The organism is Actinacidiphila oryziradicis (assembly GCF_005047355.1).
GTDB lineage: Bacteria > Actinomycetota > Actinomycetes > Streptomycetales > Streptomycetaceae > Actinacidiphila > Actinacidiphila oryziradicis.
The window spans coordinates 105396-123426 of sequence record NZ_SUMC01000026.1; the positions used below are offsets into that span (position 1 = coordinate 105396).

15 protein-coding genes are annotated in these 18031 nt (G+C 69.4%); 9 read left to right on the plus strand and 6 right to left on the minus strand.

The window, feature by feature from the left end:
- Positions 1-5 precede the first annotated feature (5 nt).
- Positions 6-1007, plus strand: coding sequence for an ABC transporter ATP-binding protein (locus tag FCI23_RS25585; RefSeq protein WP_136726281.1), 1002 nt, complete (start codon positions 6-8; stop codon positions 1005-1007).
- Positions 1000-2037 carry an ABC transporter ATP-binding protein gene (locus tag FCI23_RS25590; protein WP_136726282.1) on the plus strand — a complete coding sequence of 346 codons (1038 nt, stop codon included), beginning with the start codon at positions 1000-1002 and terminating at the stop codon, positions 2035-2037. Before FCI23_RS25585 ends, FCI23_RS25590 begins: the two co-directional genes overlap by 8 nt.
- Here FCI23_RS25590 and FCI23_RS25595 read toward each other — a convergent pair.
- From FCI23_RS25595 to FCI23_RS25615, 5 genes are all read right to left on the minus strand, one after another.
- Positions 2034-3164: an ABC transporter ATP-binding protein gene (locus FCI23_RS25595; RefSeq protein ID WP_136726283.1), complete on the minus strand. Its 1131-nt coding sequence runs from the start codon at positions 3162-3164 to the stop codon at positions 2034-2036. The genes FCI23_RS25590 and FCI23_RS25595 overlap by 4 nt on opposite strands.
- Positions 3165-3199: 35 nt before the next feature.
- Positions 3200-4267, minus strand: a complete 1068-nt coding sequence (locus FCI23_RS25600) for an ABC transporter ATP-binding protein (RefSeq protein ID WP_136726284.1) — start codon at positions 4265-4267, stop codon at positions 3200-3202.
- Complete coding sequence (locus FCI23_RS25605; protein WP_136726285.1) at positions 4264-5241, minus strand: ABC transporter permease; 978 nt, start codon at positions 5239-5241, stop codon at positions 4264-4266. The genes FCI23_RS25600 and FCI23_RS25605 overlap by 4 nt, the downstream gene beginning before the upstream one ends.
- 76 nt (positions 5242-5317) lie before the next feature.
- Positions 5318-7087 (minus strand): ABC transporter substrate-binding protein, encoded by a 1770-nt coding sequence (locus FCI23_RS25610; RefSeq protein WP_136726286.1) that lies wholly within the window; start codon positions 7085-7087, stop codon positions 5318-5320.
- A 43-nt stretch (positions 7088-7130) separates the two neighbouring features.
- A complete protein-coding gene (locus tag FCI23_RS25615) occupies positions 7131-8156 on the minus strand; it encodes an ABC transporter permease (protein ID WP_136726287.1) in 1026 nt (341 codons plus the stop codon).
- A 557-nt stretch (positions 8157-8713) separates the two neighbouring features.
- Between FCI23_RS25615 and FCI23_RS25620 the strand changes: the two genes are divergently transcribed.
- Complete coding sequence (locus FCI23_RS25620; protein ID WP_136726288.1) at positions 8714-9691, plus strand: hypothetical protein; 978 nt, start codon at positions 8714-8716, stop codon at positions 9689-9691.
- Between the two features lie 82 nt (positions 9692-9773).
- Here the strand turns inward: FCI23_RS25620 and FCI23_RS25625 are convergent, their stop codons facing one another.
- The gene (locus FCI23_RS25625; protein ID WP_136726289.1) at positions 9774-11921 is read right to left on the minus strand and encodes a S9 family peptidase; all 2148 of its coding nucleotides are present in this window, start codon (positions 11919-11921) and stop codon (positions 9774-9776) included.
- A 603-nt stretch (positions 11922-12524) separates the two neighbouring features.
- Between FCI23_RS25625 and FCI23_RS25630 the strand changes: the two genes are divergently transcribed.
- From FCI23_RS25630 to FCI23_RS25665, 6 genes are all read left to right on the plus strand, one after another.
- Complete coding sequence (locus tag FCI23_RS25630) at positions 12525-12719, plus strand: hypothetical protein (RefSeq protein ID WP_136726290.1); 195 nt, start codon at positions 12525-12527, stop codon at positions 12717-12719.
- A 26-nt stretch (positions 12720-12745) separates the two neighbouring features.
- Positions 12746-13603 (plus strand): N-acetyl-1-D-myo-inositol-2-amino-2-deoxy-alpha-D-glucopyranoside deacetylase, encoded by an 858-nt coding sequence (mshB, locus tag FCI23_RS25635; RefSeq protein ID WP_136726291.1) that lies wholly within the window; start codon positions 12746-12748, stop codon positions 13601-13603.
- The gene (locus FCI23_RS25640) at positions 13596-13982 is read left to right on the plus strand and encodes a DUF6113 family protein (RefSeq protein ID WP_136726292.1); all 387 of its coding nucleotides are present in this window, start codon (positions 13596-13598) and stop codon (positions 13980-13982) included. The genes mshB and FCI23_RS25640 overlap by 8 nt, the downstream gene beginning before the upstream one ends.
- Positions 13983-14278: 296 nt before the next feature.
- The gene (locus tag FCI23_RS25655; protein WP_211265473.1) at positions 14279-16240 is read left to right on the plus strand and encodes a VanW family protein; all 1962 of its coding nucleotides are present in this window, start codon (positions 14279-14281) and stop codon (positions 16238-16240) included.
- Positions 16241-16355: 115 nt separating this feature from the next.
- Positions 16356-17288 carry an ABC transporter ATP-binding protein gene (locus FCI23_RS25660; protein WP_136726295.1) on the plus strand — a complete coding sequence of 311 codons (933 nt, stop codon included), beginning with the start codon at positions 16356-16358 and terminating at the stop codon, positions 17286-17288.
- A complete protein-coding gene (locus FCI23_RS25665) occupies positions 17285-18025 on the plus strand; it encodes an ABC transporter permease (protein ID WP_136726296.1) in 741 nt (246 codons plus the stop codon). The genes FCI23_RS25660 and FCI23_RS25665 overlap by 4 nt, the downstream gene beginning before the upstream one ends.
- Positions 18026-18031 lie beyond the last annotated feature (6 nt).

An 18031-nucleotide genomic window follows, 5' to 3' on the forward strand; every position in this document is an offset into this window, starting at 1 on the left:
GCGGCATGACCCCGCTGCTGGACGTACGCCACCTGCACGTCGAATTCCGTACGAGGGACGGGATCGCCAAGGCCGTCAACGGCGTCGACTACACCGTCGGCGCGGGCGAGACCCTGGCGGTGCTCGGCGAGTCCGGCTCCGGAAAGTCCGTCACCGCCCAGGCCGTCATGGGCATCCTCGACACGCCGCCCGGATTCGTCACCAAGGGCGAGATTCTCTTCCAGGGCCGGGACCTGCTGACCATGGGCGCCGAAGAACGCCGCAAAGTGCGCGGCGCCAAGATGGCGATGATCTTCCAGGACGCGCTCTCCGCCCTGAATCCCGTCATCAGCGTGGGCGCGCAGCTCAGCGAGATGTTCCGCGTCCACCAGGGGCTTTCCCGAAAGGACGCCAAGGCCAAGGCCATCGGGCTGATGGAACGGGTCCGTATCCCGGCCGCCAGGGAGCGGGCGGGCGACTATCCGCACCAGTTCTCCGGCGGTATGCGTCAGCGCATCATGATCGCGATGGCGCTGTCGCTGGAGCCGGAGCTGATCATCGCCGACGAGCCGACGACCGCGCTGGATGTCACCGTCCAGGCGCAGGTCATGGACCTGCTGGCGGAGCTGCAGCGCGAGTACAACATGGGGCTCATCCTCATCACCCACGACTTGGGCGTGGTCGCGGATGTCGCCGACCACATCGCGGTGATGTACGCGGGCCGGATCGTCGAGAAAGCTCCGGTCCACGAGATCTACAAGCGGCCCGCCCACCCCTACACCAAGGGCCTGTTGGAATCGATCCCGCGCCTGGACCAGAAGGGCCGCGAGCTCTACGCGATCAAGGGCCTCCCCCCGAACCTGCTGCACATCCCGCCGGGCTGCGCCTTCCACCCCCGCTGCCCCATCGCCCAGGCCGTCTGCCGGACAGACGTCCCTCCGCTGTACGAGGTGACCGAGCGGGACGGCACCCCGCTGCCCGGCCGGGGCAGCGCGTGCCACTTCTGGAAGGAGACGATCCATGGCTGAGCCTTCCAGGGAGCGCGAGGCCATCCTCGAAGTCCGCGGCCTGGTCAAGTACTACCCCCTCACCCAGGGCATCGTCTTCCGGAAGCAGGTGGGCGCCGTCCAGGCCGTCGACGGCATCGACTTCGACCTCTACGCCGGCGAGACCCTCGGCATCGTCGGCGAGTCCGGTTGCGGCAAGTCCACCGTAGCCAGGCTGCTGATGAGCCTGGAGCGGCCTACGCGGGGCCGGATCCTCTACAAGGGCGAGGACATCACCAAGCTCTCCGGGCGCGCTCTGAAGGCCGTCCGCCGCAACATCCAGATGGTGTTCCAGGATCCGTACACCTCCCTGAACCCGCGGATGACCGTCGGCGACATCATCGGCGAGCCGTACGACATCCACCCCGAGGTGGTTCCCAAGGGCGACCGGCGCCGGCATGTCCAGGACCTGCTGGACGTCGTCGGGCTCAACCCCGAGTACATCAACCGCTATCCGCACCAGTTCTCCGGCGGCCAGCGCCAGCGCATCGGTATCGCGCGCGGGCTGGCGCTGCGGCCGGAGATCATCGTCGCCGACGAGCCGGTGTCGGCGCTGGACGTCTCCGTACAGGCGCAGGTCATCAACCTGATGGAGAAGCTCCAGGACGAATTCCGGCTCTCCTACATGTTCATCGCCCACGACCTGTCCATCGTCCGGCACATCTCGGACCGGGTCGGCGTCATGTACCTGGGCAAGATCGTCGAGATCGGCGGCGACGCCGAGATCTACGACCACCCGACCCACCCCTACACCCAGGCCCTGCTCTCCGCCGTCCCCGTCCCGAACCCCGAGGCCCGCGAGCACCGGGGCCGCATCCTGCTCCACGGGGACGTGCCCTCCCCCGCCAACCCGCCCTCCGGCTGCCGCTTCCGCACCCGCTGCTGGAAGGCCCGGGAGCGGTGCGCCCTGGAGGTCCCGCCGCTGGCCGTCCCGGCGGTCTTCCAGGGTACGGACACGCCTGCGGCGCACGATTCGGCGTGTTTCTTCGCGGAGGACCGTGCCAACCCCTAGCTCCTGCCGCCGTCCACGGGGTCCGTCGCCTCCTCGATCGTGGCCCGGGCCGGGTCGAGGACGATGTCCTGGTCAAGGCCCCTGGTCGTCGGGTCCCCGGGGAAGTGGCAGGCGGTGAGGTGTCCTTCGAGGTTGCCGCCGATCCGGATCAGCGGAGGCTCCTCGTCGGCGCACTTGTCCTGGGCTTTCCAGCAGCGGGTGCGGAAGCGGCAGCCGGACGGGGGGTCGACGGGGGAGGGCACGTCCCCGGTGAGGCGGATGCGTTCACGGCCGTCGTCATCGGGGTCGGCCTCGGGGACGGCGGAGAGTAGCGCGTGGGTGTAGGGGTGACGGGGGCGGTGGTAGATGTCCTGGCGGGCGCCGATTTCGACGATCTTGCCCAGGTACATGACGGCTACACGGTGCGAGAAGTGCCGGACGATGGCGAGGTCGTGGGCGATGAAGAGGAAGGCGATGCCCAGGTCCTTCTGGAGTTGCTGGAGGAGGTTGACGACCTGGGCCTGGATGGAGACGTCGAGGGCGGAGACGGGCTCGTCGGCGACGATGAGCCTGGGGTCGAGGGCGAGCGCGCGGGCGACGCCGATGCGCTGGCGCTGGCCGCCGGAGAACTCGTGGGGGAAGCGGTTGTAGTGCTCGGGGTTGAGGCCGACGGTCTCGAGGAGTTCGCGGACCCGTGTCTCCCGGCCGCCGGGCGGATCGATGCCGTTGATCTCCAAGGGGGCGGAGACGATGTTGCCGACGGTCTGCCTCGGGTTGAGCGAGGCATAGGGGTCCTGGAAGATCATCTGGATCTCGGAGCGGATCGGCGCCAGCTGCTTCCGGGAGGCGTGAGCGATGTCCTCGCCCCGGTAGCTGATCCTGCCCGCCGTCGGTTCGAGCAGCCGGGTGACCAGGCGGCCGGTGGTGGACTTGCCGCAGCCGGACTCGCCGACCAGGCCGAGGCTCTCGCCCTCGGCGATCGCGAAGTCCACGCCGTCCACGGCCCGTACATCGCCGACATGGCGCTTGAGTACAAAGCCGCCGTGGATGGGAAAGTACTTCGCCAGCCCGGTCACTTCGAGCAGCGGGGTGCCGGCGGGCTCACGCGGCGCGGGCACCGGTGCCAGGGTCTGCTGTGCGTCGCTCATGGTGGTTCCTCGCTCCTCGGCTCCTGGCTCAGCTGTCAGCGCGGCCGGGGCTGGATCTGCTCGGTGAAGATGGTCCGTTTCTGGTCCGGCGTGAGGTGGCAGGCCGAGCTGTGCCGCGCGCCCTCGGGGATGTCGGGGCGCTCGGTGGAGCAGCGGGCGCCGCCGACCTGCCCGGTGAGGCCGCAGCGGGGGTGGAAGGGGCAGCCGGGCGGTGGGCTGATCAAGCTGGGCGGCGCGCCGGGGATGGGGGAGAGCGGGACGTCGACCGGTGCCGTGAGCCGGGGGATGGAGCCGAGCAGGCCCCAGGTGTAGGGGTGCCCGGGGGTCTTGAGGACCTCGCCTACGGTGCCGCGTTCGATGCAGCGGCCGGCGTACATGACCATCACGTCGTCGGTGATGTTGGCGACGACACCGAGGTCGTGGGTGATGATGATGATCGCGGTGCCGGTCTCCCGCTGGAGGTCCTTGAGCAGGTCGAGGATCTGCGCCTGTACGGTCACGTCGAGGGCGGTTGTCGGCTCGTCGGCGATCACCAGAGCCGGGTCGCAGACCAGCGCCATCGCGATCATCGCGCGCTGCCGCATGCCGCCGGAGAACTGGTGCGGATAGTCGTCGACGCGGGTCCTGGCCCGCGGGATGCCGACCTTGTCGAGCATCTCGACGGCCCGTTCGCGGGCGGCCTTGCGGGAGGCGCCCAGGTGTTTGATGTACGGCTCGGCGATCTGCCGGCCCACCGTGTAGTACGGCGAGAGCGCGGCGAGCGAGTCCTGGAAGATCATCGCCATCTTCCTGCCCCGGAGCTTCTGCAGGGTGCGTTCGGACGCCCGGGTGAGTTCCTGGCCGTCCAGGATGATCTCGCCGCTGATGGTGGTGTTGCGGGGGTTGTGCAATCCGAGGACCGCCAGGTTGGCGACGGACTTCCCGGAGCCGGACTCGCCGACGATGCCCAGGGTGCGGCCGCGTTCCAGACCGAAGGAGAGGCCGTCGACGGCCTTGACGGTGCCGTCCTCGGTGGCGAACCGGACATGCAGGTCGCGGACTGAGAGGAAGGGGGCCGGATCCTGGGGCGCCGAGGCCGGTTCCGGCTGGGTGAGAGTGGTCATGAGAGCCGGATCCTTGGGTCGATGATGGCGTAGGCGGCATCGACGACGATGTTGCTGACGACGATCGCGAAGGCGCCGATGAGCATCACGGCCATCTCCAGCGGCAGGTCCGTCTGGTTGACCGCCTGGACGGCGAGGGTGCCGAGCCCGTGCAAACCGAAGGTGGCCTCGGTGATGATCGCGCCGGCCAGCACGCCGCTGAGGTCGACGCCGAAGACCGTGATGATCGAGGCCATGGCACCGCGCAGCGCGTACCGCAGGAAGACATAGCTGCCGGACATCCCCTTGGCGCGGGCGGTACGGATGTGGTCCTCGGACATCTGCTCGACCATCAGCGAGCGGGTCTGCCGGCTGTAGCCGGACCAGAAGATGACCGACATGACCAGGCACGGAAGGATCAGCCCGGAGACGGATCCGGCGGGGTCGTGGGTCCAGTCCGGATCGTGGCCGCGGTCCAGCAGATGGAGATTGGTCGACAGGACGAGAATCGCGATCGGGCCGATGAAGTAGATCTGCACCGAGTTGCCGAGTAGCGAGAAGGAGCTGGCGATCTTGTCGAAGGCCTTTCCCTGCTGCGCGGCGGAGACCAGGCCGAGGCCGACGCCGATCACGAGGAAGGTCGTGGCGCCGCCGATCGCCAGCGAGAGGGTGGTGGGGTAGCGGTCGCTGACGGTGGCCCAGACCGGCTGCTGGGTGGCGAAGGAGTATCCGAAGCAGGGGGCGGGGCAGTGTCCGATGGCCATGTCGCGGCCCGCGAAGATGCCTGTCATGAAGTGCAGGTACTGGGTCCAGACGGGCTGGTCGAGCCCCATGTTCTGCCGGATGAGGGCGACATTCCGCGGGTCGCAGTTCCTGCCGCAGGACAGCAGGGCCGGGTCGGATGGCAGGGCGAAGAAGAGAAAGTAAGTGATCGCGCTGATGAGGACCAGGATGAATGCAGCGCCCAGCACTCGGCGCACAAGGAAACGGAGCATGGGTCAGGCTCTTCCGTAGGTGCCGGAGGTTCCATGGGGGCGCTGGTCCCGGCCGGGACCAGCGCCGTGTGCCGGGCTACTGCTTCACATACACGGTGCTCGGGTTGAGGGCTCCGATCACCTGGTTGTACGTGACGCCGCCGAGCCCGGAACCGTAGATGTTGAAGTACTTGTCGAAGATGAATGGGATCTGCGACGTGTCGTTCTTCAGCACGTATTCCGAGAGGGTGCGCCACTCGACGCTCTGTTTGGGGAGATCGGTCATCGCCGAGATCCGGTCGATCTCGCTGCTGACGTGGCTGTCGTCGAGGAACGAGTAGTTGTTGGTGCCGTCGGTGAGATTGCGACCGTCCAGGGTCGGCGGCACCACGGTCGACGCGTTGGGCCAGTCGGCGGCCCAGCTGGTACGGAAGAGGTCGTACGGGCTGTCAAGCTTGCTGACGAGCGTGTAGTAGGAGGTCGGATCGATGGCCTTGCGCTGGACGTTGAAGCCGGCCTTCTCCAGGGCGTTCGCGACGGTCAGCGAGACGTTCTGCCACTTGGGGACGTTGGAGTAGGCGTAGACGAGCTTCGGGTGCGGCTGGCCGGCCTCCTTCAGCAGCTGCTTGGCCTTGACGATGTCACCGGTGGGCTTGGTGAGCTTGCCGAAGGGGTCGTACTTCCGCCAGCCGGCGACGGTCGGGCTGAGCAGGGTGGTGCCGAGCTCGCCCTGGGCGCCGCCGCCGAGCGCCTGCTGCACCTGGGCCATCGGGAAGGCGTACATGATGGCCTGGCGGACCCGTACGTCCTTGATCCGCCTGGTGTTGATGTTGAGCAACTCGACGAACGACTGGTACTCGTTCACGGTGCGTGCCTTGTACCGCGCGTCGTTGGCCAGTGACGACATCTTCGAGGGGTCGGCCGACTGGGCAACGTTCAGCGAGTACTTGTCGTTGCCGGACCCGGCGGCCAGCCGGTCGGTGAGACCGGGCTCGGCGATGTTGAGCTGGTAGTCCCACTTGTCCGGGTAGGCATTGCGGATCGGGTCGGTCTTCGGGTCCCAGTTGGGGTTGCGCTCGAAGACGAGTTCCTTGCCGGACTGGTAGCTCGCGATCTTGTACGGGCCGGTGGAGACCGGGTGGTTGTTGTACTTTTGCTTGTCGTCCTTGGCCTTGGGGACCGGGGAGATGTTCGGCAGCGCCATCGCGTACGGGGCGTCGGCGTGCGGCTCACGGAAATGGAAGACGATCGTCCTCGCGTTGGGGGTGCCGATGAGTGAGGAGGGGATCTCCTTGCCCCCGTACGGCCCGGCGTAGGCTTTCCGGTAATCCCCGGCGTAGAGCCATTGCTGGACGTACTGCGGGCCCTGGGTCTCGAAGTCGGCGAAGAGCCGTTCGATGCCGTACTTGATGTCCTTGGACGTGATGGCGGTGCCGTCCTCGAATTTCACCCCGGTTTTGAGGGTGTACGTCCAAGTCTTGGCGCCGTCGGAGGGTTTTCCGGTGTCGGTGGCGAGGTCTCCGACGAGAACGGCCTTGCCCGTCCTGGGGTTGATTTTGTACCCGGTTAAGGTCCGGTTGTAGAGCAGGGAGACGGATTGCTGGCGGCTGACGTACTGCTGTGCCGGGTCCAGGTAGTCGAAGCCGGCGTCCTCGAGCGGGTAGACAGTACCGCCCTTCTTGGCACCGGCGACGGGGACGGCCGGTCCTTGGGAGTCGGCCGCGGTTCCGATGGCATAGTTGCTGATGGTGGCTTTTCCGCCGTTGTCACCATTGCCGGAGCCGCCTCCGCTGCTGCATGCGGCTGTAAGCGTCAGAATTCCTGCGGTCAGAAACGTGTAGGCATATCGTGCCTTGCTGACTCTCATGGATCCCCTGTTTGTCGGTGAAGCCGGGTTTCAACGGACGGTCCTAGCGGACGGTCTTGGGGTCGAGTGCGTCCCGGACCGAGTCCCCGAGCAGGTTGAAGGCGATCACGAAGATCACCATGGCGATGCCGGGGAAGAACATGAAGGTGACGTCGGACTCGTAGTAGCGCGAGCCCTGTTGGAAGAGCAGCCCCCAGTCCGGGGTCGGCGGGAGGATGCCGACGCCGAGGAAGGACAGTGCCGCCTCCGCGGTGACATTGACCGGGAGCAGCAGCGTCGACTGGACGAGGATCGTGCTCCAGATGTTCGGCAGCAGCTCCCGGCTGATGATCCGCCAGGAGGAGGCGCCGCTGAGCTGGGCGGCTTCGACGAATTCACGGGTCCGGAGGCTCAGTACCTGGGCGCGGACCAGTCGGCCGACGGACATCCAGCCGAGGACGAACTGCACGATGACCAGTGCCACCACCCGCACATAGGTCGGTTCCTCGTCGCGGGGTGAGACGAAGAGCGCGACGATCACCGGCGTGAAGGCGATGAAGAACAGTTGCTGCGGGAAGGCCAGCATCAGGTCGGAGAACCGGCCGAGGAAGAAGTCGGTCCTGCCCCCCAGATAGCCCTGGGCCAGGCCCAGCAGGACGCCGAGGGTGATGGAGAGGATGGTCACCACGAGCGCGATGAAGAGCGAGGTGCGGATGCCGTAGATCAATAAGGTGAGGACATCACGGCCCAACTGGGGTTCCAGGCCGAACCAGAACTGGCCGTCGATGCCGCCGTTGGGCTTGATCGGGATCCCGTAGCTGTTCAGCAGTCCGCGGTCCTGGCCGTAAAGGGCGTACGGGTTTTTCCCGTAGAGCCGGGCGATGAGAGGGGCGGCCAGGGCGATCACTATGAAGAAGATCACAATTGCGGCGCAGAGCAGGCCGGTCTTGTCACGTTTGAAGCGGACCCAGGCCAGTTGGCCCGGTGATCTTCCGGCGAGTGGGATTTTGTCCCGGATGTTCGTCCCCGGGGTCGCGGCGGCACCCCCTGGCGGGGCCGGCTCGGGTGCGGGCCTGGTCGGACTCGTCATCGCGGTCTGCTCCCGCCGCAAGTGGCCATGTGGCCGGGCTGCGTAGCGTCAATGAACGCCCTTGTTTTGAGCGGACTTTCGCAATGGATTCGATGTGCAGTCAAGAGGGCGGCTGGCATATCCACATGATCTTGTGCATTTTGAATGCGGAATTTGCAGATTGCCGTATATGTGTGCTTGATGTGTCAGTTGATATGCGCGATTGGCGAAGATCCGGGCACTCTGATGAAACGGGATGAACCGGGACTAAATTCATTAACACGCAGGCAACTTAACTGTCGCATCTCCGATATACGGACGCTGCACGCTGGGCGACGTACGGCCGTGCGGGTGCCGTAAGCCGGCCGGGGAGATCAGTCTCCCCGGCCGGCTGCCTTTGTTTCCGGACCCGGTGGAGTCGGTGGACCGACGGTGGAGTCGGTAGTTTGCCTGACGCGGGGACGGGTCCCGGTTCACGATGGGACGGCCGGAGACGGGAGGTGAAGCCAATGCGGCAGGTATATGTGCTCAGGCGTAGATCGCGTGTGTTCGGGGCTTTGGTGTGTGTGGCGCTCGGGGTGACCGAGATCGCGTGGGTGGTCGGGGACACCGAGACCGTCGGGGCCCAGGCGCTGGCCCGGGTGTGGTTCGGGCTGACGGTGGCCGGGGTACCGCTGACATCGGTGGTGGACCTGGTGCTGATAGGCGTCTACGCCGGGACGGCCGCGGCGGTGAGCCGTCCGGTCGGGGCGGGAGCGCTCGGAGCCGCCGCGGCGGTCACCCTCGCGCTGCGCCTGCCCTCGCTGTGGATCCTCACCGCCGGGTGGACCCAGGGCGCGCCGTCGCGGCAGCAGCTGCTGCTGACGGTCGTCGCGGAGCTGGCCGGTGCCGGGGTGCTGCTCCTGACCGCGGTCGCCGGGCGGCGACCCGCCTTCGGCGATGACGTCGTGCCTGTACCGGCCCGGGTGCGGGTGCGGGTGCCGGCGGGACTGCTGCTGATCGCCGTGGCGCTGCTGGAGGCCGGCTGGCAGCTGTACTTTGTGCGTTTCTTCGCCCAGAACCCCACTACGGGGTCCTACGTCCGGACGATCACCGGTGAGCATGCCATCCCGGCGCTGCTCGCCACGCCCAGCGGCTGGCTCGGCTGGGCCATTGCCGCCCTGGGCCTCGGCACCGGTGTCGCGGCGCTGCGGAGGCTGCCGCCGGCCCGGCCGCTCGGGATCGTGCTGGCCTGGCTGGTGGCGCTGACCGCGGCGCCGGACATCGGGGCCTGGGCGCAGCAGGGGCAGTTCCTGGCGTTCAACCTGAGCGACCTGGCCGGCCTGGGATCCGACGTCACCTTGCGGCAGCTCACGCTCCTCTTCGAGATCGCCGCCGCCGTGGTGCTCGTCGTGCTCCTCGCTCCGCCCGGCTCCGGCGGCCCCGCTCGCGCGCCGGACCCCTTCGAGGCGCGCGACACGATCGAGATGCAGACCATGCCGTCTCCGGCGAACTACCTGCGGCAGACGCCGCGCGTACCGCCGCCCCCTCCTCCGCTGCCCCCACGGCCCTGGTAGCGCCGTCAGGGCCCCTAAGACCTGTCCGGCCGCTGCCGGCACCGGCCTCCCCCACCTCCCGGCCGAAGGCCGGGGAGGCACATCAGCCGCAGCGGCCGGACAGGCCCTGGCTCATCCCCAGTGACCTTTTCAGGAAGGCCACCTGAAGGAGCAGCAGGTTCTCCGCCACCTGCTCCTGCGGGGTCATGTGGGTGACCCCGGAGAGCGGCAGCACCTCGTGGGGACGGCCTGCGGCCAGGAGCGCGGAGGAGAGGCGGAGGGTGTGCGCGACGACGACGTTGTCGTCGGCGAGGCCGTGGATGATCATGAGGGGCCGGACCTGCGCAGCAGGGCTGGAGAGGCCCTCGTCGGTCACCAGCGAGTTGGCGGCGTAGACGCCGGGCTGTTCGGCGGGGTGGCCGAGGTAACGCTCGGTGTAGTGGGTGTCGTAGAGCCGCCAGTCCGTGACCGGGGCGCCGGAGACGGCGGCGTGGAAGACATCGGGGCGGCGCAGTACCGCGAGGGCGGCGAGGTAGCCGCCGTAGGACCAGCCACGGATGGCGACCCGGCCGAGATCGAGCGGGTAGCTGCCGGCGAGCGCGTGCAGGGCGTGCACCTGGTCGTCCAGGGTGACGCCGGCGAAGTCGCCCGCGATGGCCTTCTCGCGGGCGGGGGAGTGGCCCGGGGTGCCGCGTCCGTCGGCGACGATGACGGCGAAGCCCTGGTCCGCGAGCCACTGGGACTCCAGATAAGCGCGCCGCGCCCGGACCACCAGCTGGCCGTGCGGGCCGCCGTAAGGGTCCATCAGGACCGGCAGCGGCCCGTCGTCCTCGCGGTAGCCGGTCGGCAGCACCACGGCCGCCGGGATCCTCCGCTCGCCGGCCTCGGTGAGGACCGGGCGGGCGGTGAGGACCGGGGTGGCCGCGTAGGAGGCGATCTCGGCGACCGGCTTCCCGTCGCGGAGCACCCGGACCACCGGGCCGATGTGGTCCAGGGAGGCGGAGGAGAGTACGGTCACGCCTCCGGAGCGGACGGCGGAGTGGACGCCGGGCGTCCCGGAGACTCGAACAACGCCCTCCGGACCCGCCCGGTATACATGGATTTCGCCAGTCTCCGGATCGGCGGCACCGGCCCCCGCGGAAGCCGCGAAGAGGACGCTGTCGGCGTCGGTGTCCAGGACGGCCCGGACGTGCAACTCCGGTCCGGTCAGCGCTTCTTCGCCGACCACCAGAACCCTTGATCCGCTTTCGTCCGTAATCCGTACGAGACGTCCGTCGGGGGTCAGGGCTGGCACACCAGGGAAAAGATCAAGCCACTTTTTATCCTCCTCGGTGTGCGCGGGCCGAGTGCTGCCCGACTCCAGGTTTACGTACCCGAAAAGCTGGCTCCGCTGGTCCCTGGCCTGCACCAACACCAGCGGCGGACCCGCGGCCGACCACAGCACCCGCGCCAGGTACGGGTACCGCTCGCGGTCCCACCCGACCGCGGTCCTGGTCCCGTCCAGGCCGACCACCGCCAGCGTCACCTCCGCGTTCGCCGTCCCCGCGGCCGGGTAGGCCACGCCGGCCGGCCGCTGCGCCGGGTTCGCCGGGTCCGCGATCCACCAGCGCCGCACCGGGGACTCGTCCACCCGGGCGGCCAGCAGCCGTGTCGAATCCGGCGACCACCAGTACCCCCGGCCGCGGTCCATCTCCTCCGCCGCGATGAACTCCGCCAGCCCGTGCGTCACCTGGCCCCCCTCCGGCCCCGCGACCGCCCGGTCGTCGCTGCCGTCCGCCTCCACGACCCGCAGCCCTCCGCCGCACACATACGCGATGCGCCGCCCGTCCGGCGACGGCCGCGGGTCCACCACCGGCTGCGGCACCTCCAGTTCGCGCGCCGTCCCCGCCCGTAGCTCCGCCAGGAACAGCCGGCCCGACAGCGCGAACGCGGCCACCTCCGCCGCGTCGTCGACCGCGTAACCCACGATCCCCGCCGATCCCTCCCGGCTGCGCTCCCGCCGCGCCCGCTCCTGCGGCGACAACGTCTCCTCCCCGCCGTCCCCGAGCAGCGCCGCCGGATCGGCCGCGACCCGCTCCCGGCCGGTCGTCAGGTCCAGCACCCACAACGCGCTGGAGCGGTCCGTGCCCGACCGCGAGCGCAGGAACACCACCCGGCCGCCATCCGGCGAGACCGTGAACGCGCGCGGCGCCCCCAGGGTGAATCGCTGCGTACGGGCGTACTGGCGCGGGAAGGAGAGCTCCTCAGTCATGACCCGAGCCTAGGTCCTGTCCGGGCGGTCTCCGTGGGAGAAGGAGCGGGGTGTGGTGCCCGCCATCGCAAGGCGGAGGAAGGAGGCGACGCGATGGGGGTCCCCCCTGCTCGAGCGGAGCCGAGAGCTTGGTGGGGGCACCTCCCGGACGGAGTCTGGGGGAGAGTCGTCGACTGACGACAACGCCGCGAGCTCCCCCAGCCCCGGCGGCTGGGAGGTGCCCCCAGGTACCAGGGCACGCGACGCTGCGGAGACCGCCCGGACAGGGCCTAGGTCGCCCCGGCGGCCGCACCGGTTCCGCCGCCTGCCGACACGGTCCGGACGCCCCGGCGGGGCGGCGCCGGCGGGCGCGGGCGCGGCGTGGTCCACCTGCGTGAAGTTTCTGCTGCCGGGCGGGCGGGGCAGCGGCGGGCGACGGCGCGGCTCAGCGCCGCGCAGCGGCCCTGGCCTGCGGCGGAAGGGCGAGTTTGCGCCATGCGCCCCCGCGTGCTTCTTTGCACCAAGCTATGCGTTGGACCACAAAGTTATGATCCGTTGCCGAGGGTGGGTAATAAGCGTGTGGCAACTGCTGTCGTGACCCTGAGGACCTGGAGGTGAGCCGCTGTGGCGCTTTCGATTTCGGCGGTGCTGCTGCTGATCATCGTGGTGTTCCTGCTGGTCCGGAAGTCCGGACTGAAGGCGGGGCACGCGGTGGTTTGTGTACTGCTTGGCTTCTATCTTGCGAGCTCGACCTTCGCCCCGACGATCACACAGCTCACCAACAGCGTTGCGGGGATGATCGGGAACTTCAAGTTCTGAGGTACGGGCGCCGTAGGCTCAGGAGCATGAAGCGTCTCCTGCTTGTGCACGCCCATCCCGATGACGAGTCGATCGGCAATGGTGCCACCATGGCCAAGTACGCGGCCGATGGCGCCCTTGTCACCTTGGTGACCTGCACGCTTGGCGAAGAGGGCGAGGTGATCCCGCCGGAGCTGGCGCACCTCGCCGCCGACCGTGAGGACACCCTGGGCACCTATCGCATCGGCGAGCTGGCCGCGGCCATGGCCGAACTCGGGGTGACCGACCACCGGTTCCTCGGCGGGCCGGGCCGGTACCGCGACTCCGGAATGATGGGCCTCGCGCAGAACGAGCACCCCGCCGCCTTCTGGCAGGCGGACGTGGAGGAGGCGGCGGGGCATCTGGTCGAGGTGATACGTGAGGTGCGGCCACAGGTTCTGGTGACGTACGACCCGAACGGCGGATACGGCCACCCGGACCACATCCAGGCGCACCGGGTCGCGATGAGGGCTGCCGAGCTGACCCCGGACATCGTGCGGAAGGTGTACTGGAACTGCATTCCGCGCTCGGTGGTCGAGCAGGGTTTCGCGCGGCTGCGGGCGCAGGGGAAGAAGATCCCGTTCGAGGGGATCGCCTCGGTGGACGACGTGCCGGGGCTCGTGGCCGACTCCGAGGTGACGGCGGTCATCGACGGGGCGGGCGAGTACTCGCGGCAGAAGGAGGCGGCCATGCGCGCGCACGCCTCCCAGATCGCGGTGGACGGACCGTTCTTCGCGCTCTCGAACGACCTCGGGCAGCCGATGTTCGGGGCGGAGCACTACCAACTGGTCCGGGGCACCAAGGGCGGCGACCCCGAGGACGACCTGTTCGCGGGGATCCCGGGGCTGGAGACCGGTGATGAGTGAGCGCGGGCGCGCCGCGCGGATCGTGTCGTACGTGGTGCTCGGGGTGTTCGGCGCGGTCGTCGCCGTGGCCGGGGCGCTGGTGCAGGACGGGTGGTTCCCGGGCGGGCTGCTGCTGGCGCTGGCGGGTTGCGCGGGGCTGTTCTACGGGGGCACGAAACTCACCGGGACCCGGGTGGGGGCGGTGGTGCCGGCCGGGGTGTGGCTGGTGACAGTGATGTTCCTGAGCTCGACCCGGCCGGAGGGTGACTTCCTCTTCGCGAACAGCATCAGCCCGTACGCATATCTGCTGGGCGGATCCATGGCCGGCGTGATCTCCGCCACGCTCTCCGGCCCCGGCCTGCTGGGGCCGCCGGGAGCACGACGGCCGGGGGCAGGATAGCGGCCGGGCCCTTGAGGCGGGGCATTTCGCCGCAAAAGCAGTCGTGTACGTAGTGCGGTGAGACGCTGTCGTGTTGAACGCGTACCCTCTGACATCCATCCGGCTCCGGGCGATCCGTAGGATCCGTAGGATCAGTAGCCCGGACCGGCGGATGGCGTCGGGTAATTCCCGTCGGTGGGGTTGGCCAACCCCTCGGCGGCGGGCCTCCAGTTGGCGTTGCCCAGTATGGTGGTGCCGCCGGCGAGCCGCCTGGGGATGGCCGTGACGGGTGGCGAAGCAAACCGGGAGAACCTGCCTTGAGCCGTGAAACTGACAGTCCGTCCTCGGGCCCGCAGGGGCGTGGCGGTGCCGCGTACCCGTCAGGGACCCAGCCGTACGGAACCCGCCCGTTTCCGTCGCTGCACCCGCAGGAGCGGCCACGGGACGGTGAGGGGCCGGCCGATGCCGCGGCGCCCGCCGCGGACGAGCCCAGGACCGAGACCACACTGACCACCCGGGTACGGATCAACATCCCCGGGTCCCGGCCGATCCCGCCGGTCGTCGTACGTACGACTGTCGAGGGAGCGGGAACGGGAGCGGGAACCGGACCGGGTGCCATGGACGGCGAGAGCGTCCAGCCGGCCGCCGAGACGACGGCACTCCCGTCCGACTGGTCGGTCGGCGGTGGCTTCGTTCCGGCCCCCGCCGCGCCCGCTTCGGCCGCCCCCGCACCGGCCCCGGCCGCCCCGCCCGCGGCGGCGGACGGCGGGAAGCCGCCCAGCGACTGGTTCGCCCCGCGCAGGTCGGCCACGCCCGCCTATGGGACCCCGATGGACCCGGCTCCGGCTCCGCAGGCACTTCAGGCTGCTCAGGCCCCGGACGCCACGCAGCCGATGAGCCTAGACGACATCGCCGGGCCGCCCCCCGCCATCGGGCAGCGGCCGTCGATCCCGTATCTGAACGACCCCACCTCCGACGGCGACCGGACCGGCCCCTTCGGCTCCCCGGTCGGCTATCCCCCCGGCCCCCGGACCCCCCAAACGGGCGGTCCCACCGCCCCGCCGGCCGCCGGCCCCGGTGCCGGTACGCCGTTTCCCAGCTACCAGCCGCCCGCCGGGCCCACCAGCGGCCCCGTCACCGGCGAGATGCGGCTGCCCCCCGTCGGCCCGGCCGGCCCGGCCGTCCCCGCCGGCCCGACCCCCGGCCGGCGTTCCTCCGGCGACACCCTGGTCGGCGGCATCCCCGCCGTCCCCGCTGCCGCAGAGGTCCCGGCGGCCGCAGTCACCAAGCCGCAGCCGGCGGCCAAGTCCAAGGCCAGGTCCAAGAAGAAGGGCCGCTCCAAGTTCGCACTGCTCGTCGGCGCCCTGGTCTTCGTGGGCGGCGGTGCCTACAGCGCCGGGCTGCTGATGGACCACGCCGACGTCCCGGCGGGCACCACCGTCCTCGGCATCGAGATCGGCGGGAAGAGCAAGGACGAGGCCGTCAAGAGCCTCAACACCGCCCTCGGCGACCGTACGACCCGGGACATCACGCTGAAGGTCGGTACCGGCCAGCAGAAGCTCAAGCCCGCCGCCTCGGGCCTCGGCCTCGACCTCGACACCACCGTCCGCAATGTCGCCCACCGCGACTACAACCCCGTCACCGTCATAGGCTCCCTCTTCGGCGGTACCCGCGCCGCCCAGCCCGCCTGGGTCACCGACGAGGAGAAGCTCACCGCCATGCTGGGCACCCTCGCGGGCCAGAACAGCGGCTCCGGCTCCGACGGCATGGTCAAGTTCGTCGTCGGCACCGGCCAGGCCATCGCCGTCCCCGGCAAGGCCCACCAGTCGCTCGACGCCAAAGGCTCCGTCAGCAAGGTCATCGCCGCCTACGAACAACGCGCCCTGACCGGCCAGGACACCCCCGTCGTCCTCTCCGTCACCACCGTCCAGCCCAAGGTCACCCAGGCCAAGTTCAACGCGGCCCTCAACGGCTTCGCCAAGACCGCCATGTCGGGCAAGGTCACCCTCAACGCGGGCGGGCACCAACTCCAACTGGGCCACATCTCGCTGCCACAGTTCCTGACGATGGTCTCGGACGGAAGCGGCAATCTCACGCCGCACTTCGACCTGCCGGCCCTCAAAGCTGTGATGTCCACCACGTTCGACGGTGTCCTCCTGCAACGCGGCAACGGCACCAAGACCGCCGTCACCCCGCAGGACGTCGTCAGCGCCATCCTCCCGGCGCTGAATACCCAGGACCAGACCAAGAAGATCGTCACCTTCCCGAACATCGCCTAACAGCGGCCCCCGGCGCGCACGCCGCGTGCCGGGGGCCGGACCATGACATCCGTCACCTCCAGGACACGACGGCGGGCACTGCCGCCGCGCCCCGTTCCCCGGGCATGCTGATCGCATGACCGCAACAGCCGTACATACGAGTACGACAGCCGCCACCACCGTGGTGAGTTTCGAGAACGTCTGCAAGAGCTTCGGCCCGGTCCACGCCGTCGCCGACCTCAGCCTCACCCTGCACCCCGGCGAGACCGTAGCCCTGCTCGGCCCCAATGGCGCGGGCAAGTCCACCGCCCTCGACCTCCTGCTCGGCCTGCGCAACGCCGACTCCGGCGCGGTCCGGGTCTTCGGTACGACGCCGCAGCAGGCGATCACGCAGGGCAAGGTCGGCGCCATGCTGCAGAGCGGCGGTCTGATGGAGGACGTGACGGTACGGGAGATCGTCACGCTCGCCTGCGACCTGCACCCGCGTGCGCACACAGCCGACCAGGTGCTCGCCAACTCCGGCATCACCGAAATCGCCGACCGCAGGGTCAACAAGCTCTCCGGCGGCCAGGAACAGCGGGTCCGCTTCGCCCTGGCGACCGCCGGCCGCAATGAGCTGATAGTCCTCGACGAGCCCACCACCGGCATGGATGTCACCGCCCGCCAGGCCTTCTGGGCGGCGATGCGCGCCCAGGTCGCCGAGGGCCGCACCGTCCTGTTCGCGACGCACTATCTGGAGGAGGCCGACGCGATCGCCGACCGCGTCCTCGTCATGAACGGCGGCCGCCTCATCGCCGACGGCACCGCCGCCGAGATCAAGGCGCGGGCCGGCGCCCGCCGGATCGTCTTCGACCTCGACGAGCCGTTCGACGAGCAGGCCCTGCGCGGGCTCCCGCACATCGTCGGCGTCGAGATCTCCGGCCGTACGGTACGGATCCGCAGCGACGACGCCGACGCCACCGTGCACGCGATCTACGCCGCAGGGCTGTACCCGCACAGCCTGGAAGTCACGGGGCTCGGCCTTGAGCAGGCCTTCCTCGCCCTCACCGCCCAGGAGGCAGGCAAGTGAAGACTCTGATCAAGCTGGAGATCCTGCGCGTCCTGCGCAACCGCAAGTTCATGTTCTTCTCCGTCATCTACCCGGCCGTTCTCTTCTTCCTCCTCACCTCCGGTGCCAAGTCCGACACCAAGCTCGGGGACACCGGCATCACCACCGTCATGTACTACATGGTCGCGATGACCGCCTTCGGTGCCATGACCGCCGTTCTGCTGGGCAACTCCGAACGCATCGCCCGCGAGCGCGAGAAGGGCTGGGTCCGCCAGCTGCGCCTCACCGCGCTGCCGGGCCGCGGTTACGTCACGGCGAAGATCGCGTCGGCCGCCACCATCAGCCTGCCGTCGATCGTCCTGGTCATGCTGGTCGCGGCAGCCCTCAAGGGCGTACGGATGGAAGCCTGGCAGTGGGGCGGGATCCTGGTGTGCACCTGGGCCGGGAGCCTTGTCTTCGCCGCCCTGGGCGTGGCCGTCGGCTATGTCGCCACCGCGGACACGGCCCGCCCCATCGCGATGCTGCTGTACTTCTCGCTGGCGATGCTCGGCGGGCTGTGGATGCCCTTCTCGATCTTCCCGCAGTGGCTGCAGCACATCGCGGAGTACCTCCCGGGCCGGCCTTACGCGGCGCTCGGCCAGGCCATCGAGTTCGGCGACGCCCCGCACCTCAGGGATGTCGCCGTGCTCCTCGTCTACCTCCTGCTCTTCGCGGGCGGCGCGGCGTGGCTGTACCGCAAGGACACCAGGAAGGCCTGAGCTTTT